Annotated in this window: 25 protein-coding genes; 20 read left to right on the plus strand and 5 right to left on the minus strand. The window is 43.2% G+C overall.

Annotation, left to right across the window (positions count from 1 at the left end; translation table 11 throughout):
- Positions 1-4 precede the first annotated feature (4 nt).
- Both QUB77_RS06545 and QUB77_RS06550 read left to right on the plus strand, forming a co-directional pair.
- Positions 5-931, plus strand: a complete 927-nt coding sequence (locus QUB77_RS06545) for an Rpn family recombination-promoting nuclease/putative transposase (RefSeq protein ID WP_333174774.1) — start codon at positions 5-7, stop codon at positions 929-931.
- 75 nt (positions 932-1,006) lie between these two features.
- Entirely contained in the window at positions 1,007-3,103 is a 2,097-nt protein-coding gene (locus QUB77_RS06550) for a tetratricopeptide repeat protein (protein ID WP_333174772.1), read from the plus strand.
- Between the two features lie 67 nt (positions 3,104-3,170).
- Here QUB77_RS06550 and QUB77_RS06555 read toward each other — a convergent pair whose 3' ends face one another.
- Both QUB77_RS06555 and QUB77_RS06560 read right to left on the minus strand, forming a co-directional pair.
- Positions 3,171-3,908, minus strand: coding sequence for a hypothetical protein (locus QUB77_RS06555; RefSeq protein WP_333174769.1), 738 nt, complete (start codon positions 3,906-3,908; stop codon positions 3,171-3,173).
- Complete coding sequence (locus tag QUB77_RS06560; RefSeq protein WP_333042436.1) at positions 3,905-4,231, minus strand: MgPME-cyclase complex family protein; 327 nt, start codon at positions 4,229-4,231, stop codon at positions 3,905-3,907. The genes QUB77_RS06555 and QUB77_RS06560 overlap by 4 nt, the downstream gene beginning before the upstream one ends.
- 114 nt (positions 4,232-4,345) lie before the next feature.
- Here QUB77_RS06560 and QUB77_RS06565 point away from each other — a divergent pair, with 114 nt between their 5' ends.
- The 18 genes from QUB77_RS06565 to QUB77_RS06650 all read left to right on the plus strand — a co-directional run bounded on the left by QUB77_RS06565 (position 4,346) and on the right by QUB77_RS06650 (position 20,865).
- Entirely contained in the window at positions 4,346-4,552 is a 207-nt protein-coding gene (locus tag QUB77_RS06565) for a hypothetical protein (protein ID WP_333174766.1), read from the plus strand.
- A gap of 146 nt (positions 4,553-4,698) precedes the next feature.
- Positions 4,699-7,008 (plus strand): type III-B CRISPR-associated protein Cas10/Cmr2, encoded by a 2,310-nt coding sequence (gene cas10, locus QUB77_RS06570; protein ID WP_333174858.1) that lies wholly within the window; start codon positions 4,699-4,701, stop codon positions 7,006-7,008.
- Complete coding sequence (locus QUB77_RS06575; RefSeq protein WP_333174764.1) at positions 7,005-7,745, plus strand: RAMP superfamily CRISPR-associated protein; 741 nt, start codon at positions 7,005-7,007, stop codon at positions 7,743-7,745. The genes cas10 and QUB77_RS06575 overlap by 4 nt, the downstream gene beginning before the upstream one ends.
- The gene (csx10, locus tag QUB77_RS06580; RefSeq protein WP_333174761.1) at positions 7,745-8,977 is read left to right on the plus strand and encodes a type III-D CRISPR-associated RAMP protein Csx10; all 1,233 of its coding nucleotides are present in this window, start codon (positions 7,745-7,747) and stop codon (positions 8,975-8,977) included. The genes QUB77_RS06575 and csx10 overlap by 1 nt, the downstream gene beginning before the upstream one ends.
- Positions 8,974-9,384: a hypothetical protein gene (locus tag QUB77_RS06585; RefSeq protein WP_333174758.1), complete on the plus strand. Its 411-nt coding sequence runs from the start codon at positions 8,974-8,976 to the stop codon at positions 9,382-9,384. The genes csx10 and QUB77_RS06585 overlap by 4 nt, the downstream gene beginning before the upstream one ends.
- Positions 9,385-9,418: 34 nt before the next feature.
- A complete protein-coding gene (locus QUB77_RS06590; RefSeq protein ID WP_333174756.1) occupies positions 9,419-10,570 on the plus strand; it encodes a CRISPR-associated protein in 1,152 nt (383 codons plus the stop codon).
- Positions 10,571-10,627: 57 nt separating this feature from the next.
- On the plus strand, positions 10,628-11,512 hold the full coding sequence (gene csx7 / locus QUB77_RS06595) for a type III CRISPR-associated RAMP protein Csx7 (protein WP_333174753.1): 885 nt from the start codon (positions 10,628-10,630) through the stop codon (positions 11,510-11,512).
- A 28-nt stretch (positions 11,513-11,540) separates the two neighbouring features.
- Entirely contained in the window at positions 11,541-12,161 is a 621-nt protein-coding gene (locus QUB77_RS06600; RefSeq protein WP_333174751.1) for a hypothetical protein, read from the plus strand.
- A gap of 29 nt (positions 12,162-12,190) precedes the next feature.
- Positions 12,191-13,150 carry an RAMP superfamily CRISPR-associated protein gene (locus QUB77_RS06605; RefSeq protein ID WP_333174749.1) on the plus strand — a complete coding sequence of 320 codons (960 nt, stop codon included), beginning with the start codon at positions 12,191-12,193 and terminating at the stop codon, positions 13,148-13,150.
- Positions 13,147-13,620 (plus strand): hypothetical protein, encoded by a 474-nt coding sequence (locus QUB77_RS06610; protein WP_333174746.1) that lies wholly within the window; start codon positions 13,147-13,149, stop codon positions 13,618-13,620. The genes QUB77_RS06605 and QUB77_RS06610 overlap by 4 nt, the downstream gene beginning before the upstream one ends.
- A gap of 1 nt (position 13,621) precedes the next feature.
- Entirely contained in the window at positions 13,622-14,698 is a 1,077-nt protein-coding gene (locus tag QUB77_RS06615) for an RAMP superfamily CRISPR-associated protein (protein WP_333174744.1), read from the plus strand.
- A gap of 2 nt (positions 14,699-14,700) precedes the next feature.
- On the plus strand, positions 14,701-15,342 hold the full coding sequence (locus QUB77_RS06620) for a hypothetical protein (RefSeq protein ID WP_333174741.1): 642 nt from the start codon (positions 14,701-14,703) through the stop codon (positions 15,340-15,342).
- Between the two features lie 242 nt (positions 15,343-15,584).
- Entirely contained in the window at positions 15,585-15,944 is a 360-nt protein-coding gene (locus tag QUB77_RS06625; RefSeq protein WP_333295965.1) for a type II toxin-antitoxin system RelE/ParE family toxin, read from the plus strand.
- Entirely contained in the window at positions 15,941-16,246 is a 306-nt protein-coding gene (locus QUB77_RS06630; protein WP_333174736.1) for a transcriptional regulator, read from the plus strand. Before QUB77_RS06625 ends, QUB77_RS06630 begins: the two co-directional genes overlap by 4 nt.
- Positions 16,247-16,654: 408 nt before the next feature.
- Positions 16,655-17,239, plus strand: coding sequence for a helix-turn-helix transcriptional regulator (locus tag QUB77_RS06635; protein ID WP_333174733.1), 585 nt, complete (start codon positions 16,655-16,657; stop codon positions 17,237-17,239).
- 157 nt (positions 17,240-17,396) lie between these two features.
- On the plus strand, positions 17,397-17,708 hold the full coding sequence (locus QUB77_RS06640; RefSeq protein WP_333122341.1) for a helix-turn-helix domain-containing protein: 312 nt from the start codon (positions 17,397-17,399) through the stop codon (positions 17,706-17,708).
- Between the two features lie 298 nt (positions 17,709-18,006).
- The gene (locus QUB77_RS06645; protein ID WP_333322871.1) at positions 18,007-19,401 is read left to right on the plus strand and encodes a transposase; all 1,395 of its coding nucleotides are present in this window, start codon (positions 18,007-18,009) and stop codon (positions 19,399-19,401) included.
- 243 nt (positions 19,402-19,644) lie between these two features.
- Positions 19,645-20,865 (plus strand): glycosyltransferase, encoded by a 1,221-nt coding sequence (locus QUB77_RS06650; protein ID WP_333174728.1) that lies wholly within the window; start codon positions 19,645-19,647, stop codon positions 20,863-20,865.
- Between the two features lie 367 nt (positions 20,866-21,232).
- On the opposite strand, the gene QUB77_RS06655 is transcribed toward QUB77_RS06650, so the two are convergent.
- From QUB77_RS06655 to QUB77_RS06665, 3 genes are all read right to left on the minus strand, one after another.
- Positions 21,233-22,141, minus strand: a complete 909-nt coding sequence (locus tag QUB77_RS06655) for a MoxR family ATPase (protein WP_333174726.1) — start codon at positions 22,139-22,141, stop codon at positions 21,233-21,235.
- A 162-nt stretch (positions 22,142-22,303) separates the two neighbouring features.
- A complete protein-coding gene (locus QUB77_RS06660; protein WP_333174724.1) occupies positions 22,304-23,518 on the minus strand; it encodes a bifunctional riboflavin kinase/FAD synthetase in 1,215 nt (404 codons plus the stop codon).
- 394 nt (positions 23,519-23,912) lie between these two features.
- Positions 23,913-24,815 (minus strand): MBL fold metallo-hydrolase, encoded by a 903-nt coding sequence (locus tag QUB77_RS06665; protein WP_333174721.1) that lies wholly within the window; start codon positions 24,813-24,815, stop codon positions 23,913-23,915.
- Between the last annotated feature and the right edge of the window lie 14 nt (positions 24,816-24,829).

Genomic DNA, 24,829 nt, shown 5'->3' on the forward strand with positions numbered 1-24,829 from the left:
TAGCATGAGATTTATCAATCCCAAAATTGATTTTGCATTCAAAAAAATATTTGGCTCTGCCCAGAGTAACGACATTTTGATTAGTTTCTTGAATGCCATACTCTATGAAGGCAGATCCATCATTGAAAGCTTAGAAATCCTTGACCCTTATATTGCCCCTCAAATAGCCGGAGTTAAAAACAGTTACTTAGATGTCAAAGCGCTACTTAACGATGGCACATTTGTGATTATCGAAATGCAAGTTTTGAAGGTGCAGGCATTTGGGAAGCGAGTTTTGTACAATGCAGCAAAAACGTATGCACTGCAACTAACAAGGGGAGAATTATACCAGCAATTGCGACCTGTGATTGCTTTAACTATCACAGATTTTGAAATGTTTAGCGGGCATCAAGATGTAATTTCGCATTTTGTCTTCAAAGAAAGAACTCGCCTGTCTGATTATCTACAGAATGACATTGAGTTAGTATTTGTAGAGTTGCCCAAATTTAAGAAAGAATGGAATCAACTAGAAAATATTACGGACAAGTGGATTTACTTTATCAAAACCACGGGCACTTTGGATGAAGTACCTCAAACAATGGCTACAGTTCCGCAAATTCAGAAAGCTTTTGAAATTGCCAACGAAGTTAGTTTGACACAGGATGAATTGAACACCTTACAGCAGCAAGAGTTCTTTGCTCAAGATCAGGAAAGTTCAGTGGCTGTAGGCCGGGAAGAAGGCAGACAAGAAGGCAGACAAGAAGGCAGACAAGAAGCACAAATAGAGTTTATTATGATTTCGCTGAATCGCCTTTTAGGTCAACTAAACCCCGATATAGACAGGCGCATTCAGCAGTTATCGAGCGACAAATTAGAAAATTTAGTAAACGCCATATGGGGTTTTTCAAACTTGGAAGAGTTGAGTGATTGGTTGGAAGATAATTCTCAATAAGTTGATAACGCACCCTAGCAGTTAAATAAAAGTAAGGTGCGTAGTTCACAGACTAAGAAATATTAGGTAAATCTCATGCTTGGAATCACACTCAGCAGTCGCTACAGTATTATCCGTCACTTGGGAGGTGGCGGATTTGCTCAAACTTATTTAGCTGAAGATAAGCAGCTACCAGGCAATCACCTCTGCGTCGTCAAGCAGCTTAAACCTCACGCAACTGATCCGCAAACTCTACAGGTAGCTAGACGTTTATTCGATACCGAAGCACAAGTTTTGTACAAATTGGGAAATCACGATCGCATTCCCCGACTTTTTGCTTTTTTTGAAGAGAACCAAGAGTTTTACCTAGTTCAAGAATTTATAGAAGGTCACGATTTAAGTCAAGAAATTACGCCCGCTTCTCCTGGGAATGCGGGAGTCATGCAGGAAGATCAAGTTATTTGTATATTGCAAGAACTTCTGGAAATTTTAGAGTTTGTACACCAGCACAATGTGATTCACCGCGATGTCAATCCCCGCAATATACTCCGCAGAGATAGAGACGGAAAATTAGTTTTAATTGACTTCGGCGCAGTCAAAGAAATTACTACTCAAATCACCAACTCTCAGCCCAAAAATAGCTTGAGTGTGAGCATTGGTACTCCCGGTTATATGCCCAGCGAACAAGCTCACGGCAACCCGAAACTCAGCAGCGATATCTATGCCGCAGGTGCGATCGCAATTCAGTTCCTCACGGGTATAAATCCTCACCAAATGCCAAGAAACCCCGATACAGAGGAAATTATTTGGCAGGACAAAACATCAGTCAGTCCTGAATTTGCGAAGATTTTAGATAAGATGGTGAAGTACGATTTTCGCCAGCGTTATTCTAGTGCCGGCGAAACGCTACAAGCTATTAAACAATTAAAAGATTCTTTCAGCGGTACAGTTCCTGTATTGCCTCCGGTTGCTGCTGCGAAGACGCCTGTAAAACCCCGAACAAAACTGTATTTAAAAATATTGTCGATCGCCAGTTTAATTGGCATCAGTATTATAGCATCAATTTATGGTGTAAATACTTTTAATGCGGCCAATGCAACTGACCTGTACAACCGAGGCAATACTCTTTACAATTTAAGCCGGTTTGAAGAAGCTCTGGCAGCTTATGAACGAGCAATAACTCTCAGGCCGGACTACGCGGAAGTTTGGCAGGAAAAAGCCAAAACTTTATATGAATTGAAAAAATACCAAGAATCGCAGTCAGCTTATGATAAAGCCATAGAATTAAAGCCGGAATACTTGGAAGCTTGGACGGGACGCGGTTATGCTTTGGAGAAGTTGCAACAGTCTCAAGAGGCGATCGCATCTTTTGATAACGCTTTGAAAATCCAGCCCGACTATGCCGCAGCGTGGGAAGGCAGAGGCGATACTCTTTTAGATTCGCAGCGGTACGAAGAGGCGATCGCCTCCTACGAAAAAGCGGTACAATTTCAGCCCAATTTGTACGGTGCTTGGTACAATCGGGGGCAAGCTTACCAAAAATTAAAACAGTACGATCGATCCGTTGAATCCTATCAAAAAGCAGTTGAAATCAAATTCGATAATTATGAAGCTTGGTACAATTTAGGCAATGTTTTCCTCGAATTAAACAAAAACAAAGAAGCTTTTGAAGCCTACGAAAAAGCCGTGCGGTTTCAGCCCAATTTTTATCAAGGGTGGTACAGTAAAGGCATCGCGTTGCTGAAAATGCGCCGACATGAAGAAGCGGTAGAAGCTTACGAAAAAGCTGTTAAATTAAAACCGGATTATTATCAAGCATGGTACAATTTAGGTTGGTCGTACCACGAATTACGCAAGTACGAACAAGCAATTGAGTGTTACAGCAGAGCCTTAGATTTAAACCCGAAAGAATATCAGGCGTGGTACAATAGAGGAAATGCTCAGTACAATTTGAATCGGTATGAAGATGCGCTAGTCTCTTACAACGAAGCCGTTTATGTCAAGCAAGACTACTCCGAAGCCTGGTACAGCCGAGGCAATGCACTGATGGCGGTAAAAAGATACGAAGATGCGATCGCCTCCTATGACAAAGCAATTCGCTACCAACCAGATTATCGAGCCGCAATGGAAGCAAAAAAGCGGGCCGAAATTCAGCTAGGAAGCAGCCCGCTAGAATCCCAACAACAACAATAATTGTTATTAGTCCCCTTAAGCGGACTTGGTTTGGGAAGAAGCAATTTGAATTGCCAAGTTTTATCTTTTAGCGAACAGCGGGGGCAATTACAGTGACGCGGCGGCTGTCTACTAACATCGGCCAAAAACCTCGATCGCTTAATGTTTTTACAGCAGCAGTAGCGGCGTTTTGATCCGTTGTATAAGCGACGAATAAAAAGGGACGCTGGCCGTAGGAAGCTAAGCCTACTTGCGTGCCTAATGCTTGCCTGACTTCGGCGGCTAATTCCGGTTGGTTGAAGTAATCTACTAACACTGCATAACCAGGGCCCAGGGGTTGGGGATTGAAGGCAAGATTGCCGGTTGAAGGATTGGTGATTGGTTCAGAATCGGGTGCTGGCTGAGGGTTGTAGACTGGCAAATTTTGGGGTAGTGCCGCTGCGGGCGATCGTACTACGTAAGCTTGCAATCCAACAACATCCTCGATGTATTTAACCCAATCGCTGGCGATTTGCGAGTCCCGAAAGCCGCCAACTCGCGTCACCGTGTCGTTGATGTACCGACAAACTGTGTTGTTAGTATTTCCGGGGAAAGAGCGTTTTGCTCTTTCTTGCTGTTCGGGTGTTGGGGTGACAATTAACAGTAGATATTCATCGGACTGGGGCGGTTGGCAGCTAGACTCAGCTTTAACAGAACTGGATAAAATTGTCAAGACCAAAATGGCGATCGAAGTAGCAGAAAATAGGGGGAGAGACAAAATAAATTTGTACAATTTACCCCTAATTGTTGCTAGTTGTTTGGTCGGATATTTTGCTATTTTAGTCATGCTGTCTGTAGGGATGCGAGGGCATCGGGAATAGTTGCTGACGGTGCTTGAAATTCACCTGTCAGTACATATTCTAATCGCAGTTTCAACCAAGTGATGAAGACAGGATCTGTAGAAATAATAGCAGCGGCTGGCTGAGGGCATTTTGCTTTAACTTCTGCCATTGTCGGTGCTTCTAGGAAAGCGGGCTGTTTGACTAGCCAGAAGTCTATTTGTTTTTCTTGTTCGTTGTAGTTGCGAGTTCTTTCTTTAAACACTTCATCTAGGGCTTCTTCTTCTAGCAAAAAGCGTTGGCTGGCTAAAACGTAGTAGTAGGTTTGCATTTTTCTCGATTGTTAGAGGTTGACGGTTAGCGGTTAATGCCGCCTGTATCGGCCAGTTTTGCTGGTCAGGGGCGGGTTTGCTCAGTTGCGGTCGTTGGAGAGTTCTAGACTCTTGTGCCGTTTACTTTACCTTATTTGCTGTCATCTTGGGTAGATGCAGAGCAAGTCGCCTCAGAAAAATCTTTGGTGGTGAGAGTTGGGGGAGTTGTGAGAGTTGCGAGAGTTGCTGGTGGTTTGGGGATTGGGGCGATTATTTTTCGGGCTGGTGATTTTCGGGAAAATTTAGGTGACAATAGGAAATTAGATGGAATTGCAGGTTGAATAATTGTCAATTATTGAGGCAATCTGGATTGTTAAACCGGATTGGGAGTGTTTTGCATATGGAAAGTTGTTGGAGTGCGATCGCGATTGGTATTGCTTGGTGTCTGGCTTGGGGCGAGGGGCGCGAACCTCTGTTTGATTTGAGCGTGTTGCAGGAAATGCGACGGGCTTTGAATTCTGGGGAGGAAGTGCCGGAGGATGTGAGAGAGATTGTCGAGAGAGTGAGGGAACTGCAAGCTATTCCTCAAGATTACTTTCCTGAAACCATAACTGAACTAAAGGATAAGTATCAAGATTTATGGAAGGAAGAAACTAAAATTGGCTTAGTTTATGGTGGTGCAACTAAGATCAAGCAATATGTGTTTGAATCTGCAAAACTACCAGATATCCGAGGAGCATCAGCACTATTAGATCAGATTAACCTGATTGACTTACCCGCATTCTTTGGTCGAGAACCAACTCTATGTGATATCTATCCTGATTCACCAGATTGCCAAGAGGCTAGAAATTGGTATCAACAAGTCAGGCAATGGTTAGATACCTGTTCTTTAGAAAATGCGAATCATCCTAAATTTTCCGAAGTTCTAATCCCAGAACTAATAATTTACTCTACAGGTGGAAATATTTTAGCTTTCTGTCCGGCTGCTTTTGTCGATGACCTAGCTAATGCGATAGAAAAGCGATATACAGAGAGGACTTTAACTGCTAATTCCTGTGCTGTAGGTGAAAAATTTAGGCTTTTAGAACTTCGCTTTGGTATATTACGCGATGAAAATCAGCCTTGGTTAGATTGGTATCTCCGACAAGACGTACACACTAACCCTCTGGTAGAAGCATACTTTGGTAGTTCGCGAGATAAACAAACCAAACAAAATAAAACTTTACAGCAGCTAACTCAGGCGTTTCAAGACCGCAAAAACTTTAACGAGTTAGCGGGCAAGCTAGCCGCGCTTTTCCAGCAACGGCGTAATGGTAATGAGGGATTGGGAATTAATCGAAGCAGTCGCCGCTATCCTCCAATGTATGAAACCCATCCTTATCTCATACGGGATGAAAATGAACATCGTTCGGCTGTGATTCGAGAAGACAAGTTACCGGGAAGACCTTATTTATCAGAATCTTTAAGACGCCAACGAATTATAGGAGATAAAGCCAAAAAAGAGCAAGAAAGTCAATGGTATCAGGATACAGAAATAGATAAAAACTGGGAACCTGGGTTTGTTGAAAGTTGGGTGAGTAAGTTCAAGCAATTTTTGCTGGATTCTGGAAGTTGGCAAGACTATTATTTAGGTATTCCTGAAAACCGTGTTATGGAAGCGAAACGACTAGAAGAAATTGGTAAGGCATCTCGTTCAGACCAAATCTTCCCTAAGCAAAACTTACTGAAGTATTCCATAACCAGTAGTAATGGTTTTGTTGGCTATATCTCTGCTGATGTGAATAATATGGGGGGCTATATACAGAAACAGATTAAAACCCCACAACAATATCAGCAATTCAGTCAGGATGTTTTGCAGGTTATGGAAAGTGCTGTTTATACAGCGCTAGCCGCACATCTTAATCCACGTCGCTTGGAAAATTTAACTGAGCCAGAATCCATAAATCGTAATGGCAAAATTGTTCATCCTTTTGAAATACTAGCTATTGGTGGAGATGATATTCTACTAATTGTCCCAGCGGATAAAGCATTGGAAATTACTCAAACTATTGGCAGCGAATTTGAGAAACAACTCGCGCAGGTAAGAAACGGACTCTATGGTTTACCTGAAACTCATGATGATAAATCAGTCCATCGTTATCAAGTAGAAAATGTTAAATCAAGCAGATGCAAGTTAAGTATATCTGTTGGGGTTTTGATTACTGATTACAAAACTCCTATTTATTATGCTCAAGGACTCTACGGTCAATTATTGAAGTCTGCTAAAGAGCAAGCTAAATCCTTGAAAGATAGTGATAATTACTATGGAGGTACAGTTGACATATTAACAATGAAGTCTGTGACAATGATTTCCTCGAAAGTTAAAGAATTCCGCGAACAAGGGTTAACAAAAGAAATAAGAAGCTCTAAATTTAAACGGTATGCTGCTCCATATACACTGTACGAACTGGGCGGATTGATTGAGGCAGTTAAGGCTTTGAAAGTTTCTGATTTTCCGCGATCGCAACTCTACCAAATTCGCAGCTTACTAGAACAAGGCAAAGAGACTGCCATCCTCAACTACCGTTATTTCCGAACTCGCCTAAAAAGTCGCGAACAAAAAAATATTCTCAAAACATATTTTGAAGAACCTTGGTGTCAAGCCAAGACAAACAATGGAAATATCGCTCCCTGGATGTTCAGGGAAAAAGCCTACGAAACAATATGGCAAGATTTTGTGGATTTATACCCTTTTATTGATGAAACAGATATGGCATCAGCAAATAAAAAACCTGTAACTACAGAGGCTAACTCATGATTTATCTACAGCAATTATCCAACTCAGTGGAAACCCTACCAATTTTAACGGCTGTAATTGATACAGCTTTGTGTGTAGGTGCGGGTGGTTCATCTGGCAGCTTGGCAGACAAGCCAATTGTCCGTAATGCCGAAAAAAATTTACTGATTCCGGCCTCTCAACTTAAAGGTCGCTTGCGTCACGAATGCGAAAAAATTGCTAGAGGTTTGGGCTGGTCAATCTGTGAATCTCCCAATCCTCAAACTATGTGTCCCCAAAGAGCAGGCGTGCCAGGAAATTTTGAGCGTGAGGAATATGAATTTACAGGTGCAATTGCTGGGCAAAAAAATCATCACTGCTTAATTTGTCAGATTTTTGGTAATCCAGCATTGCCGTCCCGTGCTATTTTTGACGACTTAATTTATACTGAATATCCCGATAACTTGCCTCCTGAAGTTCTCCGTCCGGGTGTCACAATCAATCGCTACCGTCGCACGGCGGAAGACCAAAAACTATACTTTTTAGAAACCTCTCCAGCTAATGCTAAACTGAGATTTGAGGGCAAGATTCACTTACAACCGAAACTAAAACCACACTTGCCAGATTACGCCAAGGTATTAATTTGGGCTGGCTTAAAACACATTACAGCATTGGGGGGAAGTAAATCTGCTGGGTTGGGATGGCTCCACTGGGCGGAAATCGCTCCTCTTGAGGTTGATGAAGCAGTTTGGGATTTTCTGGCAAAAGGACGGTTATAATGAAATATATTCGACTAGAAATTAAAGCATTATCTCCTCTAGCAATTGGTCGTCAGAAACCAGGAGGTTCAGTTAGTGAGGCTGATGACTATATTCCAGGTTCTGTGATTCGAGGTGCGATCGCAGCTCAGATCCTGCGACTATCTGGTCATCAGTCTAGCAATTTAGCAGAGAATGGCGGTGACTTTCAATCTTTGTTTTTAAGCGATACTCCAGCAATTTTTCAAAATGCTTATCCTGTCAATCCAGACATTACTCGTCGAATTGATGGCATCTGGGTGTTACCTGCAACTGCCCTTAGTTCTAAAACAAAACCCGGCTTTACGATTGAAAACGGCAATGGTGTTTTTGATACTTTAATTGACCGATTTTGTGCTGAATGCTACGGTCATCTATACGATCCAACGTGTCCAACAAATGACGGGGGAAGAGTTGAACCATATACTTGTTTATACAGCAAAGTTGGTGGCAACTATTACAGTCACTCGGTTAGCAAACGTTTACTGACCAGGGTGGGTATTAATCGACGGAGAGGTACAGCAGAAGAGCAAATATTATATGGTATTGAAGTTCTGAATGAGTCTCAAGATAAAAAGCAGAAACCTATACGTTATTATGGGTCAGTTATAGTTCCAGATAACTTAGGAGATGCCCTGTGTCAATTTATCAACGATCTTGGAGAAGATTTCCGGTTGGGTGGTTCGACTTCGCGGGGACTAGGAAAAGTCAAGATTACAGCTAAAATAGTAGAAAGTAAACCACCAATAAAGACCAGAATTGAGCAGTTCAATGCAAAGTTCAAAAAACGTTGGGGGGAATGGAAAATTTTTGATAATCCTCACGAGGAATTGGCAGGCGATCGCACTTATTTCACCATAGATTTACAATCAGATGCTATTTTGACGGAACAATGGCGACGTACTACTGTTATTTCTCCAGAGATGTTATGCCAATTTGCAGGTGTAACTGACTCATCGTTGCAACTTCATGCAGCTTATAGCAGCTATGATTATCGATCTGGATGGAATACGGCTTGGGGGTTGATGAAAGATGTGGAGTTAATTACTAATAAAGGTGCTGTATATCTCTTTAGCACTACTCAAGAAGATACCTGGTTCAGAATTGTAGAATATCTGGAAATCAGGGGTGTAGGAGAAAGGACTTGTGAGGGGTTTGGGCAAATTCAACTTTGCAATGAGTTTCACACTGTATTTAGGGAGTATGCTGTATGACTGATGCTACAGAACAAAAAATAGAGTTGCAAGTCCAAAAAGGAATTCGTCAATCTGAAGACGATTTGGTAATTTGGATTAAAGATGCTTTAAATAAAACTAAATATGGTGACTTAGAAGAATCTCAATTTCGTAACCTATTGCGCGTTTCTGAGACAACTGATAGTGCAGAAGTCATCAAGAATTTTATCCGCTATCAAGTAGGTAGAGATCAAAAATGGGGAAGAGGGAAAGAATCGTTAGCTGAGAGGCTAATTCAAGATATTAATGGTAACATCAAGGAAGTTGCTCAAAGAGTTGCTAAATCATCTCAAGCTGACTTTAAACCAATTTGGTTAGAATTGATTCGCCGTTATTTGGGTTATGGAGTTCGCCATTTAACCTATTTACGAAAAGGTCAATCATAGTTTTTCGTTATTTTTCGCTCGGGAGTAAAGTTTTATGCCACGATTAGTGATTTCAACGGTTGGTACAAGCATATTGACTAATCAGATAAATATCCGGTCTGAATCAGATTGGTATAATCTATTAGAAGAAAGAGCTAATGACAAGGAGATTGACAATAACGAAGATTTTTTAGAGGCAATGGAAGCGTTGCCTCGTAGAGCTAAGGAGAAACTTTATAGCGATTATGGACGGAAAATAATCAATCATAAGATTGATGAAATTAGGAGAACGAGTGCTGAATTAAATGGAATTTACGGATTGTATTGTGAGCCGTTAAATCAAAACAATCAAGATATACACTGGCTGATTGCTACAGACACTGCACAAGGTCAGATCGCTGCTAAAATTATTGAAGAATTTTTGAAATATCAAGGATTAACTAATATTAGCATTTACACACCTCCAGGACTATCAACTGCAACTACACAGAAATTTTCAGAAGGAATAGATGAACTACTTGTTTGGTTGCGAAACCAGATCATCCCTCTTAGAGAGCGCTACAAGATTTACTTTAACTTGGTCGGAAGTTTTAAGAGTCTCCAAGGCTACATGAACACAATTGGTCTGTTTTATGCAGATGAAATTATTTATATTTTTGAAGGAAAGTTATCTGAACTTATTAGGATACCTCGACTACCAATTCGAGTTGATGAATCTGCGATCGAACCTCATGCAGCGAAGTTAGCATTAATGAATGCAGGAGCAGGACTTTCCGATTCGGAAGTTACAAATATTCCAGAAGCTCTGATTGGTGATTGTGGTGGTAAGAAAGTTTTATCTACTTGGGGGCAGTTGATCTGGAATGAATGCAAGAAAGAATTATTCTCAAAAGATTTATTAGAGTTTCCCCGGCTTCAGTACGCAGATACATTTCGTGCTGATTACAACAAAATTAAAAATGAACAGCAGAAAAAAGTAGAGCTACAACAAGATCTAGCTAAAGTGTCTTGTCTCCTTATAGAATCGGAAGGAGATACTAGTGTCCTTAAAGAACATCCTGGTTTTCGATATGACAAATACACTAATAAAGGTGATATTGCCCATTTTCGAGTAAATCAAGGTTTGCGGATTAGTTGTACTTCATCTCAGGGAGTTTTAATACTACGTCATTATGGTAAAGAACCAGATGTGAACAAAAATCCATAACATTGCAAGAGGTTTTACTTAGTTAATTCTAAATTAACTTTAATCTGGAGATAAGTTATGTTTGACACCTTCAAAAATCGCCTAGAAATCACAGGAACCCTCACAACTGTAACCGCACTCCGCATTAGTGCAGGACGTTCCACCGAACCCATTGGCTCCGATTTACCCGTAATCAAAGATGCTTTGGGTAGACCTTTGATTCCCGGTTCAAGCTTTAAAGGTTCACTGCGCTCGCGCTTAGAAAGCTTCCTCCGAGGAATTGTGGGGAGCGATCGCAAATTAGTCGCAAACCCAGCAGTTAATGATGAATGGTCTCTCACTGCAACTGAGTTATCAGAATTTAAGGAAAAGATTCTAAAAAATGTTAAACAGGAAGAAAAAGAAGATCGATTAAATGATTTTATCCTCAGCAATACCGATCTAATATCCCATCTCTTTGGTTCTCCTTGGATAGCCAGCAAATTCCAAGTCCGCGACTTAACCGTACAAGCCGATGCGTGGTTCGGACAATATCAAGAACGAGATGGCGTAGCCATTGACAGAGACACAGAAACCGCCGCAGATGGCAAACTTTACGACTACCAAGTTGTACCCGCAGGAACGCCATTTGATTTTAAAGCTGTAGTTGAAAATGCTCGCGATTGGGAATTGGGTTTATTGACGATCGGTTTGCACCAATTTGAGACAGAACAAATACCTCTCGGAGGAGGGCGATCGCGCGGCTTAGGCGTGGTTAAACTAAAAATTGACAAAATGCGCTGGGTCGATGTCGAAAACCATCCCGAACTTTTATTAGAATACTTAAAAAAGTTATTCATGAAAGATGAAACGGCTTATAAAGATGTAACCGATTCTCAAAAAAATAAGTGGGTAGAAAAGCTGATCGATCGACTGAACAATAACATTTCTCAATCATCCCCTACTCAAACAGCTCAAGGGTAAAACTAAATATTGCATAAAGGAGGTCTCTATGGGTTTCAGCAGTTATAAAGATATCGGTGAAGTTCTCAAAGAGTTTCAGATTACTTATACTGAAGCTAATTTCATGGGAGAAACTGAATTTAGTATCCCTGAGTATTTTCGCGAAGACTTAGCATTTATGATGCGAGAAGCAGTTGTGGACAATTCAGAGTTTGCTGTGTGCGAAAATTTGATATATCCAGTTATCAAAGAAGTCTGGAAATCTTATTATAGTAAGTTTGTTCTCTGGAGCCATAGATCTCTTACCTACGACCTGAATCTGTCTGGTTTTCCTGAATATATTTTGGCTAAACGCTCTCCTTTGGGAAAATTCGTGTTTGAAAAACCTTATTTTCTGTTAGTTGAGGCTAAGCAAGATAAATTCGACGAAGGGTGGGCGCAGTGTTTAGCTGAGATGATTGCAGCACAGCGCTTGAATGACGATTTGCAGGTAACAATATTTGGGATTGTTTCTAATGGAAAAGGATGGGAGTTTGGCAAACTTGAAAATCAGAATTTTATGCACAATCAGGCTTTCTACACTATTCAGGAAATCGATCGCCTATTTGCTCTTGTCAACTATGTTTTTCAGCAATGCGAAATTCAGCTTGATGAGTTAGTAGCTGCTTAATTTCTAACTATCTCTTAAATTACTCACCCATGCACAAACGATTTGTCAATCATTGCACGATCGCCCTCACTATAATTCCCGACGGCCCAATTCTGATCAAATCCGGCAAAGAAGGAGCAGATCCAACTAAACCGGATATGGAATTTGTCGAGACTTACCATGCAGGAGGGAAGTCAATTTATCTACCGGGAAGCAGTTTAAAAGGTGCTATTCGCGCTCATGCTGAGAGACTTGTCAGAACCCTAGGAAGAGATAGCAATCCTAACGATCCGAAAGTTCTCTGGGCTAACGATCCATTGAATGACAAGCATGATTACTTGAAAAATAAATCATCCAGCGATATTTACAAGTTCTCTTCTTTTACCGATCGCATTTTCGGCAACACTTCAATTGCTAGCAGAGTTAGAATCCAAGATGCTCACCCAATTGATAAGAAACAGCTCAAAATTCAAGAACGCAATGGAGTGGCGATCGATCGCGTTTTCGGTTCCGTAGCCGTTGGCCCCTTTAACTACCAAGTCTGCACCGCCGGAGAATTTGGCACTAAAATACATCTCAAAAACTTTTCCTTAGCACAATTAGGCTTAATTGGCTTAGTTTTGCGAGACTTAAATGATGGCTGGTTTGGGCTCGGTTTTGCCAAATCTCGCGGTTTGGGGACGGTGACAGTCAAATATAACGAAGCCGTAGTTCAATATCCCGGTTGTAAATTAGATGAAGATACTCGCCAAATTCAACAAATAGTCAAACCCGGTCGATGGGGACACGCTTTCTTGCTGGGTGCCGGAGAATTTTTAGACACTGAAGAAGCTGCAAGTTATGGCTTTTCTAAACCCGATCGCGAACCAACTCCAATTCCTGCTGAACCGATGGATTTAGGTTTTGGAGTGCAGCTAAAATGGCAAGGCGACGGTGAAACTGGTGTGCCCAATTTATTTAAATGTGCAGTTCGTGGTTGGAGTGAATTTTTAAGAGGGGCCGCAGCATGACAGGATATGTTGGTTTTAAACAAGTTTCCTCATCAGCAGAACTTAAGAATTTGCTATACAAATTAGCAACTGAGAAAAGTTATTATTTTGTGCGATCGCCCCACGCAGTCAGCGGCATTTGCATGAAATTGCCCGATGAGTTTTTCCCCGGTTTTGAAGGGCAAATGTTTAATGCCGATCGCGAATTGCGCTGGAAAAAGCAGGGAAGTGCATATCAAGCGTTACTCCTGAGTCGAGTTGAAGCCGATTTAGAAGGCTTTGAGCCGATCGATAAAGATTGCGAGTGGCAAATTTGCGATCGCGCGGCTTACTTTCACCCTCTTGACGAACCAAAATTCCCTAAAACTTTTGTCTATAAAGGAGAAAAGAATGAAAAGATTGTCTATAACAATATTAGCATAGGTCAGCGATACTTTCAAGAAAAAAGAACTGCTACCGTTCATTTTGTCGCCCTCACAGTCAGGACTTAACATGACTACAAATCTCCCACCCAAGCCCCGGCGTTCTACACCGCCGCCAAGTAGTCCGGTTTCTAATAATCCCGCTGAAACTGGAGAACCTAAACCTTATGAATTAATTAGTTTCCCCAAGGAACGACCCCCAAAAAATCCTCCGGCCGGACATCACCAATATTTGGGCGATCGCCTGCACGGAACTTTGTTTCTAACTTTGAAAGTTCAGACTACTTTGCACGTCTCTACAGGCGTAGTTGTCATGGGTAGCGACATAGGCAGCCGGGTGCCTTTAATCAAAACAATGGTTCAAAATATTGACCAAAAGTTATCAATTCAAGGCAGTTCTCTCAAAGGCTGCATCCGGTCAGCATACGAAGCCATTACTAACAGCACTTTAGCAGTAATTACATCAAGATACAGAGATAAAATTCCGCAAGAACGCTTGCCATGTAAAAATAAACAAGAACTCTGTCCGGCAAGTCAAGTATTCGGTGCCTTAGATTGGCAAGGGCTAATTGAATTCAGCGATGCTAAATGCGAAAATACGGGCTTTGCTACGGGATTTATGCCATCTTTATATCGTCCCCGTCCCGATCAAAGACGAGCATATTTTGACGCAAGAGGCAACGTAGCAGGGCGCAAGTTTTACTATCACACAATTCGGGCGATCGACAAAGGTCAAAATCAAGGAATTACCGTTCAGCAAGCCGCTAAAGAGTATACTTTCAAAACACAGATACAATTCAAAAACTTAACAGCAGCAGAGTTAGGAACGCTTTTGATTGTGTTGGGGCAAGATCCAAAGTATCCGATCGCCCTCAAGGTAGGCGGCGGGAAGCCGATCGGCATGGGAACAATGACTGTGGAGGTAACAGCAGCAAGGGTGTTGCAGAATAAGGGAGATTTGCGCGATCGCTATTCCTCCTACAATCCTCCCGAATCTGACAGCATGACTGGCACAAAATTGCAACAATTTATGCAAAAAAATATTCAAGCTGCTCATTCTAGCTTAGTGCAAGCAACTCAATTGCAACAACTAGCTGAAGTGTTGAAATATCCGACCGATCTGGAACCTCCAACAGGAATGTATTAAATATGTCTAATACTGAATTAGTGACAGAATCTTTGACCGAAAACCAGTGGGAAATTGCCCACGCGATCGCTCAAACTTTAGTTAAAGAACAAACCGATGTAAATGAATTGGGAAAGGCGATCGCCTATCTCCGCAATGCAGTTAATCAAGATAGAGCTGATGCCAATTCCCGGTTTTTCAAGTATCTTAAAACCCTTGTCGCTAATGGCAGACAAATCGGACACAGTGGCAAAACCACAGATTATTACCGCAGCATCGACAAAGCTTGTAGCGATTGTCTCAAAGGATTTCAAGGGGATGCTAGCACTTTGCTGCAAATTTTAGGTTGGGCATCTCGTTTGATGCGTTACTACAAAGAAGCGGGGCCGATTGGAGAAGTTGTGGCCCCAGTTGTAGAGTCAGCGAGACAAGTTGAAATTGCTAAGGCGATCGGCAGTCATGAGTTTGCAGTGGGTCAAATTGTCGAAGCCAAAGTTACTGCTGTAAAAGGAAACAAGGTGACTTATGAAATTCTGGGAACTATCAGGCTAACTGAAAAAGAACCAAAAAAAGCACAATCCCTCTCTGAAGAACAAACGGTTAAGGTTGAAATTTTAGACATTAAGGAAGATGGGAGTCCCAAGAAAATCAAGTGTGCGGGCTAGAAACAATATTTGCCGATACCGAGCGTGTTCTGAGTGTAATATAGTGTAATATAAAAAGTGAGGCTCACAGTTGAAACTGTGCGCCTTGTAAACTTTGATATTTTTTTTGGAGCGATCGACCTATGTACAGGCTCAAAGATCCGGACTTGCCTAAATCAATAGCTCTAGCTGAGGCTAGAACAACTGAATCAACTGTTCAATCACCACCTACTAGAACGTATTTTGTAACAGGCAAGGACAACATGGCATACGAAGTAGAGTACACCGACGAGTTCGAGCAGTGGTACGAAACACTTGATGCACAAACGCAAGACTCTATTGATAGCTCGGTAGAGTTGCTCGAAGAAAGAGGGCCGAATCTTGCCTTTCCCCGGAGTTCGCGTATCAATGGATCTCGTCACCAACATATACGAGAACTTCGAGTACAACATCAAGGAGAGCCTTATCGAATCTTGTATGCGTTCGATCCTCGCAGGATTGCAATACTCCTTTTAGGCGGTAACAAAAAGGGTAATGACCGCTGGTATGAAGAGAATGTACCCAAAGCAGATAAGCTCTACGACGAACTCTTAAAAGAGCTTGAAAATGAAGGATTGATATGAAGACAAAGCCTTTTAGTGAATTGCGAAATCGGATGACACCAGAGCGAAGAGCAAGAAACAAAATACGCACTCAACTTGCTTTGATCCATCTTACTCTTTTGGAACAGCGAAAGTTGTTGGGTTGTACAGATGAGGAGCTGGAAAAAGACCTCAGCACTTTTGAGTCTGCTTTTTCTGAGTTGGATAACCCAGAAGATATTCAAGTCTCTACCCTCTCTCGCTACATCCAAGCTCTTGGTGGAAGTCTAAAATTAGTAGCTAATTTCCCTGACCAGGAGATTGTTCTTGCTCAGTTTGATTAACTGCTACTGGTGCAGTATCTTGAAGCCAAAGAAAGAGTAGAGGAGATAATAATCCTGCTCTTTCTTTGGAATAAAGATGACTTGACTTTTATCAAAATGACAGCTAGTCTTTAAAAGACTAGAAGGTTTAAGTTTTTCCAAGACTTTAACAACTCTTTCCCCGCAAGGGGATGGAAACACGCCTCTAGTAAGGTGATCATTGAACAGTTGATTCAGTTTTCACCACTTCCCCGCAAGGGGACTTTAATCGATCGACCTAATTGCTTCCCACACTTTTTCAGACGCGCGATCGCCCTTTCCCAATCCTCCATTCAGTCAAGGGCGATCGCCATTTTTTATGTTTTATATTGATAAGAATTCCAAATATTACCCAACAGACACAATCGAAGTGTCTGGGTAAATAAATAATTGCCGATCGCACCCCCCACTCCCATCCGCTCCCCGTCATCCCCCGATTTGTGGCATTCTATATCTGAAAACCTCACAAAACACCGCATGAAGGAGGGCAGCAAGTACCAGTCGCTCTTAGATTATCTGCGCGAAAATCGCCATCTCGACGAAGTAACCCTTAACTTCGCCGAAATAGAGGCATTGCTAAACGACGCACTCCCCCCTTCCGCACGCACTCAACAAGCTTGGTGGAGCAACCGCAAAAAGGGCGCTCTGCAAGCTACCGCTTGGATGGAGGCAGGATATCGGGTGGAAACTGTCGATTTCGACGCACAACGGGTAACATTTCGCAAGTTAATCCAGAAAATTCAGGTTCAGCAGGCGGGCGATGGCGTGCAGTGGAATGGCGAACTCATCAAGGCATTGCGTCTCCATATGGGGTTGACACAAGCAGAATTTGCACAACACATAGGCGTGCGACAGGCTACAGTCAGCGATTGGGAGAACGGGCAATTGCCTGCTCGTTCCACATCAAAACATTTGGATTTGATAGCCGAGAGGGCAGGATTCAAATACAGAGAGGAATCTGAAAATTCGGATTAGACTATTGACATATTAAAGGTAAACGTATATATTGTCAATAGGGCAGTTTAGTTAGCCGATCGTCAAGTGCGATCGCGCCAAAAAACAAAGCCCCCAAAAACAAAAGCCAGCGCCGCAAAGAAGGCACTGGCCGATTCAAAATTAAAAAATCACCTCTATGATACACCATTCTTTGACGCCTCGCCCGATTACCGATCGGGAAAAACGAATCATTCAGCTTTACGCTGACTGTCAACTGGCGATGACTCCGCAGCAATTCTACGCAAAATGGGATGTCCCGCAAGAAGCTCTAGCTCTGATTTGCTGTCGATCGCTTTCTACTGTGCGTCGCTGGTTTACCAGGGGAGGCAAGCACCGCCATCCCCAACTGCACGACTTGCGTCACCTCGCCTTGATGAATTTTCTGTTAGAGCATTTTGAAGCCATTCCCCCAGAACTTCGGCAACAACTTTGCTTAGCCAATTCGTAATCTTGCATTTTTTTCTAGCCACCTGACAAAGTAGGTGGCTTTAATTTAGCTGACCAGACGGGAATCCCCACACTATATCGCTTCGATTAGTGTGGGATGAAAGGCGTGTGAGGTGAGGATTCCACCCGTTGACCAATTCAATATACAGTTTTGAACCGTGAATGGGTGGATGACAAGACGAACAACCTCTTTATTTAATAAATTAATTTTACTGTTCAATATAATTATTCAATTGCTTGACAATGTATAGGATTTTTTGGTATTTTCGTAAAAATAAATGCGTAAAGGTCGTAACGCAATGAAAACAACATATCAGTATCAGTTTTATCCCGACATCAAGCAAAAGCTAACTCTTAACCATTGGCTAAGGATTTGCCGTTACTGGTATAATCGCCAGCTAGGCGATCGTTTTGATTGGTGGGAAATGAACCGCACTACTGTAAATGCTTGTCCGTTGATTGTTAGTATCTCTGCGCCTAGGGAAAAACCAAACTACTACTCACAAAAACAACAATTGCCGATTATTAAAAAGGATTTGGTAAAAGTCTTTCATAGTGGTGAGCTACTAGATTTTAAACAGGTAGACTCAACCATCTTGCAAGATGTTTCTAAGCGAGTAGATAAAGCCTTTGAACGGTTTATCGCTGGGGACAGCAAGGGTGGGCGATCAGGTAAACCCCGATTCAAGACTGAAGCGGATTATCGCACAATGACTTTTTCGACGGCTAACAGTGATTGGATTAAACTGGTTCGCAAGAATTGGATGTATGTTCGATTGCCAAAGTTAGGTGTCGTAAAAGTTCGGATGCACCGCTCAATCCCTGATGGATTTACCATCAAGCAAGCTAGTGTTACTAGGAAGGTTGATGGTTGGTTTATTCAGTTAATGCTTGAAGATGCTTCTGTTCCCGAATTCACTTTTGACAAGGTTAACCCTACATGGGATAACTCAGTGGGTTTGGATGCAGTGCTGCACGAAGATGTTTATTTGGCAACGTCTTCAGGTGAAAAGCTACCCTCGTTAAAACCACTTCGCAAAAATCAAGCTAAGTTAGACCGTATTTCGAGAAAGCGGAACAAGCGGAAACGAGGCAAAGCAGCTAGGCGCAAATTAGCCAAAAAAGAAGCTAAACAGCACCAAAAAATAGCTCGTTCTCGTCAAGATTTCCACTATAAGACGGCTCACAAGCTTGTGAGGTCAGGCGCTAAGTTCTATTTTCACGAAGACTTAAATCTCAAGAGCTTAACAAAACGGAATAAAGTTAAGCAAGATGATGAGGGGACTTACCTACCGAACGGTCAATCAGCCAAATCAGGACTAAATAAGTCTTGGTTGGATGCTGCATTTGGTCAATTCTTTAAGACGCTGGAATACATAGCCGAAAAAGCTGGATCAGTCGTCGTTTCGCAAAAACCTGCATACACCTCAATGCTTCTGTGCTATCGGAATGAAATTGTTTTCGCAGATTGTAATATTCGAGAATATTGGGATGAACAACATTCTTTAATGGTCGATCGTGATATAAATGCCGCGATTAACTTGAAGAAACTGGGGTTGGACATTTTCCCCAGTATAAAACGCCGTAACGGGAATCTTTCTGTAGTAGGAACTATGGATGACAGTACCGTGAAGGAAATTTTGCATACCCTTCATCGGGCTGCAAGAAGCCCACATCATACTGTACTCAGTTGATGTGGGAGATGTCACCCCCCTATAATTAAGCTGAGACAATCCCTGACAAAAAACAGATTTTTTTGTTTGGGAATTCGCTATGCCTTTCAGTGTTTATAAAACCATTGATGCCCTTATCTTAAATCGCCAACCAATCCATCAAAACATAACAGAATAAATAACCCCACCCAAAATCATGTCTTGACTTCGATCGATTAAAGGCTAGACTGATCTAAGCTTTACCATAAAATTTTCTCCCCGTTCATGAACATCGCTTATTTAGTCAACCTATATCCCAAAGTCAGCCACAGCTTTGTCCGCAGAGAAGTTATAGCCGTTGAAACTTGCGGCCTGAAAGTCGCACGCTTTTCGATCCGATCGTGCGAGTCAGAACTCGTTGATGAGGCCGACAAACTAGAGCAAGAATTGACTAAAGTAATCTTAGAAGTTGGTGTACAGGGGTTAGCGTGGGGCTTGCTCCGCGTTGCCGCAACTAGACCCATTCGATTCATCGAAGCTGTGCGGTTAATGTTCAAAGTAGGCTGGCACTCGGAACGGGGGATTTTGCGTCATCTAGCTTATTTAGCAGAAGCTTGCATTCTTTTAAATTGGTTTGCAGAATCCGGTACAGCACACGTTCACGCTCACTTCGGGACGAATTCCGCAACAGTCGCAATGCTGTGCCGCGTGCTTGGCGGCCCGACTTACAGTTTCACCGTTCACGGCCCTGAAGAATTTGATAAAGCCACACTTCTTTCCTTAAACGAAAAAATTAAGCGATCGACCTTTGTAGCAGCAGTTAGTTCCTTCGGTAAAAGTCAGCTTTTTCGGTGGTGCGATCGCACTTTTTGGTCAAAAATTCACGTCATACACTGCGGCGTAGATGCTGCATTTTTAGCTGCACCCTACGTCCCGATACCTGCAGCACCCCGCTTAGCTTGCATTGGCCGGCTCAGCGAACAAAAAGGTCATTTGTTATTGCTAGAAGCTGCTAAATTGCTAGCAATTCAAGGGTTAGAGTTTAAGTTGGTACTCGTAGGAGACGGGCCGCTGCGATCGGATATTGAAAAGCAGATTCTGCAACTCGGGCTGCAAAATCATATAGAAATTACCGGCTGGGCCAGTGGCGATCGAGTTCAGCAAGAGATTTTAGCTTCACGGGCAATGGTATTGCCGAGTTTTGCTGAAGGTTTGCCCGTCGTAATTATGGAAGCCCTCGCTCTCAATCGGCCCGTAATTAGCACTTATGTTGCTGGCATCCCGGAACTCGTAGAACCCGGTGTTTGCGGTTGGTTAGTTCCTCCCGGTTCCGCAGAAGCATTAGCGGTAGCCATGCGCGCGGTATTGGAAGCACCTTTAGAAAAGCTAGAACAAATGGGGAAAACAGGAGCCGAGAGAGTTGCTCAACAACACAATGTTGATTTAGAGGCAAAAAAATTAGTCGCGCTGTTTGAGAGTGCTTCAGAATCGTGCAAAACCTATTGATTAACTGACATCAAATCTGTTAGCATGGGAATTATTCCTATATCTCTTCTCTTTATCTGCGTGAATCAGCGTCAATCCATTCTCATCTGCGGTGAATAAATTATCTTTTTTTAACCGCAGATACAGGCAGATTAACACAGATTAACGCAGATGAATGAGATCGAGTCCGGTTGCAGCGTCCGTGATTGTTGACTGTTGACTGGATTGTACAATTCCGATGCTAACCGGATTTGATATGACATCTTGCACAATAATTAATAAGTCTTTCAAGAGCGGGATTTCCTGCCCACCCACAGGAAAATTAATTGTTTGTGGAACAGACCGTCGGGCCTGTTCCTTTAATTAAAGCAACCTACTTACAAACTGTTTAAGGAATAGGAACAGACCGCAACAACTTGTCAACAATCGTCTTAGCCCTCCTTCCCCCCGCCGGAATCAATCGGTGAGAAAGTACGTGCGGCGCCAAATCCTTCACATCATCCGGGGTAGCAAAATCTCGCCCCGAAATAAACGCCAATGCCTGGGACGCCCGGTGCAACGCCACCGCACCCCGGGGGCTCACCCCCAGAGTAATCTCCTCATCCTCCCGCGTCGATCGCACCAAATCTACCATATACTGTTTCAAAGAGCCTTCCACCTTCACCGCAGCGCACAAACGGCGCAATTCCTGCACCTCTTCCAAAGAAATACAAGGCTGCAAATCTTCAACAGCAAAACTATCAGAAAGCCGTTCCAACATTTGCAACTCTTCCAAAGCAGCGGGATAGCCCAATGTCAAAGACAAAGTAAACCTATCCATCTGCGCTTCCGGTAGCGGAAAAGTGCCTTGATATTCGATCGGGTTCTGAGTCGCAATCACAAAAAACGGCGCCGGAACATTCCGAGAAACTCCATCTACTGTCACCTGCTTTTCTTCCATCACTTCCAGCAAAGCTGACTGAGTTCGCGGCGTCGCCCGATTGATTTCATCGGCCAGCAAAACATTAGCAAAAACTGGTCCGGGCAAAAACTCAAACTCTCCGCTGCGCGGATTCCAAATATTAGTACCGGTGATATCCGTCGGTAACAAATCGGGAGTGCACTGAATCCGCTGAAACTTGCCATCGATCGATCGCGCCAAAGACTTCGCCAGCAGCGTTTTTCCCACACCGGGCACGTCTTCCAGCAGCGCGTGCCCACCCGAAAGCACGGCTACTAGCACCAAGCGAATAGCATCCGCTTTGCCGACCATAGTTTTGCTTAGATTTTGTTTGAGCCGCTCAATATGTTGTCTCATATCCCTGATTACTAAGTGCTAATTGCTAATGGTTGATCGAACATCAAACTGCCAAAATCTTGAGTCTTTGCCTTGCGGAATTCGTATTTGTAAAACTACAATTGTTCTGACTCATCTTCCACCATTTTTAAACCTATGACGCTGTTCTAGATCACATAATTATTAGACTTTAGCAGTTAAGAGGCTTCTAGCAATATCGCAATCTGCCTGAATTTGAGTTTTGAGATCATCCAGAGAAGCGAATTTTTGTTCCGGCCGCAAAAACTCTACCAAACTCGCGCTCAAGGTTTTACCGTACAAATCCCCAGACCAATCTAACAGGTGAACTTCCACAGTGGGTTGCAGCCCGTCTACCGTCGGGCGACAGCCAACATTCATCACCCCATTGACAAAGGATAAATTTGATGATATTGCGGAGATTAGAGATTTGGCATTTTCCTGCTGATAGGAAGAACTTCCATCTTTCATCTTTTCCCCTCCATGCTTCACCGAGACTCGCACCGCGTACACGCCAAAACGTGGCAAAAATTTTTCCGGTGGCAGTTCGATATTAGCAGTAGGAAATCCGATCGTCCTACCCAGCCGCTGTCCGCCAACCACAGTCCCGACTAAACTGTAGGGTCGCCCCAGCAACTGATTCGCTCTTGGGAGGTCGCCGGATGCCAGACCTTCGCGGATTGCAGAACTGCTGATCCGATCGCCCTCACCGCAATTGTGGAGGGGTACAAGAGCAACATCAATACCGTAACCCGACGCGATCGACTGTAAATCCACAGCCGTTCCAGCGCGTCCCCGCCCAAAGCGAAAATCAACCCCCACACTAATTCGACTCGCTTGCAGTTGCCGCACCAGAATTTCCTCAACAAACTCAGAAGCAGTCAAGGCCGCCAATTCTCGATCGAACGGCAGCAGCACAAGTTGCTCGACGCCCATTGCTGCGAGCAATTCTACCTTTTCTGCCAGAGGTGTCAGCAGTTTTTTCGGTTGACCCGTAAAAAATTCTTGCGGGTGCGGATCGAATGTCACCACAGTGCTGTAAAGTCGATCGACCCCATCAGAATCGATCCCAGAGAAGATGTTGCCGTCGGCCCTAATGCCTATCAAACCCTCGAAATTATGGCTGCTGCCAGTTCTATCCGGCGGTGCTGCTGAGTCATTTTCGCAGGTCGCCGGATGTTCTGTTTCCAAATTTTGATCTTTGCCAACGTTGGAGCGCAAGTTTGGCCCCGACGCAATAACCGTCGCAGAATTTTGCCTAGGCGAGCGATTTAAAATTGGCTGCACGACTTGTCGATGCCCTAGGTGCAAACCATCAAAGTTTCCCAAGGCAACAGAAGTTGGAGTCAGAGCAGCGGTACAAGAAGAAGTTACCCACACGCTTAAAATTTTGACATACTTAGCCAGATTGCGATCGCCAGTCGATTTTAGATTTTAGATTTTAGATTTTAGAATTGACTCCACAGATAAATCTGGAAGTTTGAACTTTGGTCTAAACTTTTTGGTTTTCCACGACAGGAGTACGTGGAACGGTATCCGTCTTTGAGTGAGGTCAATCGATTTTCGATTTTCGATTAAAGAATTGAAGCATTGACCCCACGGATAAATTCGGGGGGCAAGTTTCATCGGATACAGGTTTTTTATTTCTGGGTACTGAGTCTGCTTTCGGAATGAATCCGGGGGCTTGTATCCTGGATGCTTGATTGTCAGCCCTCGCTTAAATTTCAGATTTCACTGATCCAGATTTCAGAACCATCTGACAAGCTCAAATCCCTCAGACAGACACTTGAGGCGCTTGCACCGACGCTTCAGACAAATCGTTATCAGGAGGCAGCAATTGTAACGACAAACCTTCCCGCGCCATCAAGCTATTCGGGAACCTTTGAGCCACTTGTTCTCCCACCTTGTCTAAAAACTCGTCATTGTGCAGCGGGTCGTGGTGAAAAATCACCAACTTTTTGACATTAGCAGCCTTTGCCACCTTCACCGCTTCCTGCCAAGTCGAATGTCCCCAGCCGACCTTGCTGCTCTTCTCCGCATAATACTCCTCATCGGTATAAGTAGCGTCGTAGATCAGCACCTCAGCATCCTGAGCCAAATACAGCACATTTTCGTCTAAACGATCGGGAAAATGTTCGGTATCAGTCACGTAAGCAGCCGCATACCCCCGCCAGTTGACGCGGTAGCCTATAGCTTCCCCCGGATGGTTCAACAAAGCAGTTTCCACCTTAATCTCTCCGAGTTCCAGCGGTTTGCCCACTTCTATATCGTTAAATTTCAGGTCGGCCCCCATAATTTGCAGGGGCACCGGAAAATTGGGGTGCAGCATCTGGTCGTGGAGGCGCTGCTGGATAGTAGCCTTATTAGGAGCAATAGCCCCATAGATGTGAAAGCAGTTCCCAGGAATAAAAGCTGGGACAAAAAATGGGAATCCTTGAATGTGATCCCAGTGAGAGTGAGTAAAAAACATATGAGCTTTTACGGGCATCTGGGACAGGAGAGTTTGTCCCAAAACCCGCAATCCAGTACCGCCATCGAAAATTAGGCGACTCTCACCCACTCGCATTTCTACACAGGGCGTGTTGCCCCCGTAACGTACTGTTTCTGCCCCGGGAGACGCTATGCTACCTCTAACGCCCCAGAAGTGAACCGTGAATTGGTTTTGCATACTAGACATGGGTTTTCTTGCAA

The organism is Microcoleus sp. AT9b-C3 (genome assembly GCF_036705485.1).
Lineage (GTDB): Bacteria > Cyanobacteriota > Cyanobacteriia > Cyanobacteriales > Microcoleaceae > Microcoleus.

Coding starts and splice junctions, on each gene's coding strand:
- QUB77_RS06545 (WP_333174774.1), top strand. CDS start 5: ATGAGATTTATCAATCCCAAAATTGATTTTGCATTCAAAAAAATATTT.
- QUB77_RS06550 (WP_333174772.1), top strand. CDS start 1,007: ATGCTTGGAATCACACTCAGCAGTCGCTACAGTATTATCCGTCACTTG.
- QUB77_RS06555 (WP_333174769.1), bottom strand. CDS start 3,908: ATGACTAAAATAGCAAAATATCCGACCAAACAACTAGCAACAATTAGG.
- QUB77_RS06560 (WP_333042436.1), bottom strand. CDS start 4,231: ATGCAAACCTACTACTACGTTTTAGCCAGCCAACGCTTTTTGCTAGAA.
- QUB77_RS06575 (WP_333174764.1), top strand. CDS start 7,005: ATGATTTATCTACAGCAATTATCCAACTCAGTGGAAACCCTACCAATT.
- csx10 (WP_333174761.1), top strand. CDS start 7,745: ATGAAATATATTCGACTAGAAATTAAAGCATTATCTCCTCTAGCAATT.
- QUB77_RS06585 (WP_333174758.1), top strand. CDS start 8,974: ATGACTGATGCTACAGAACAAAAAATAGAGTTGCAAGTCCAAAAAGGA.
- QUB77_RS06590 (WP_333174756.1), top strand. CDS start 9,419: ATGCCACGATTAGTGATTTCAACGGTTGGTACAAGCATATTGACTAAT.
- csx7 (WP_333174753.1), top strand. CDS start 10,628: ATGTTTGACACCTTCAAAAATCGCCTAGAAATCACAGGAACCCTCACA.
- QUB77_RS06600 (WP_333174751.1), top strand. CDS start 11,541: ATGGGTTTCAGCAGTTATAAAGATATCGGTGAAGTTCTCAAAGAGTTT.
- QUB77_RS06605 (WP_333174749.1), top strand. CDS start 12,191: ATGCACAAACGATTTGTCAATCATTGCACGATCGCCCTCACTATAATT.
- QUB77_RS06610 (WP_333174746.1), top strand. CDS start 13,147: ATGACAGGATATGTTGGTTTTAAACAAGTTTCCTCATCAGCAGAACTT.
- QUB77_RS06615 (WP_333174744.1), top strand. CDS start 13,622: ATGACTACAAATCTCCCACCCAAGCCCCGGCGTTCTACACCGCCGCCA.
- QUB77_RS06620 (WP_333174741.1), top strand. CDS start 14,701: ATGTCTAATACTGAATTAGTGACAGAATCTTTGACCGAAAACCAGTGG.
- QUB77_RS06625 (WP_333295965.1), top strand. CDS start 15,585: ATGGCATACGAAGTAGAGTACACCGACGAGTTCGAGCAGTGGTACGAA.
- QUB77_RS06630 (WP_333174736.1), top strand. CDS start 15,941: ATGAAGACAAAGCCTTTTAGTGAATTGCGAAATCGGATGACACCAGAG.
- QUB77_RS06640 (WP_333122341.1), top strand. CDS start 17,397: ATGATACACCATTCTTTGACGCCTCGCCCGATTACCGATCGGGAAAAA.
- QUB77_RS06645 (WP_333322871.1), top strand. CDS start 18,007: ATGAAAACAACATATCAGTATCAGTTTTATCCCGACATCAAGCAAAAG.
- QUB77_RS06650 (WP_333174728.1), top strand. CDS start 19,645: ATGAACATCGCTTATTTAGTCAACCTATATCCCAAAGTCAGCCACAGC.
- QUB77_RS06655 (WP_333174726.1), bottom strand. CDS start 22,141: ATGAGACAACATATTGAGCGGCTCAAACAAAATCTAAGCAAAACTATG.
- QUB77_RS06665 (WP_333174721.1), bottom strand. CDS start 24,815: ATGTCTAGTATGCAAAACCAATTCACGGTTCACTTCTGGGGCGTTAGA.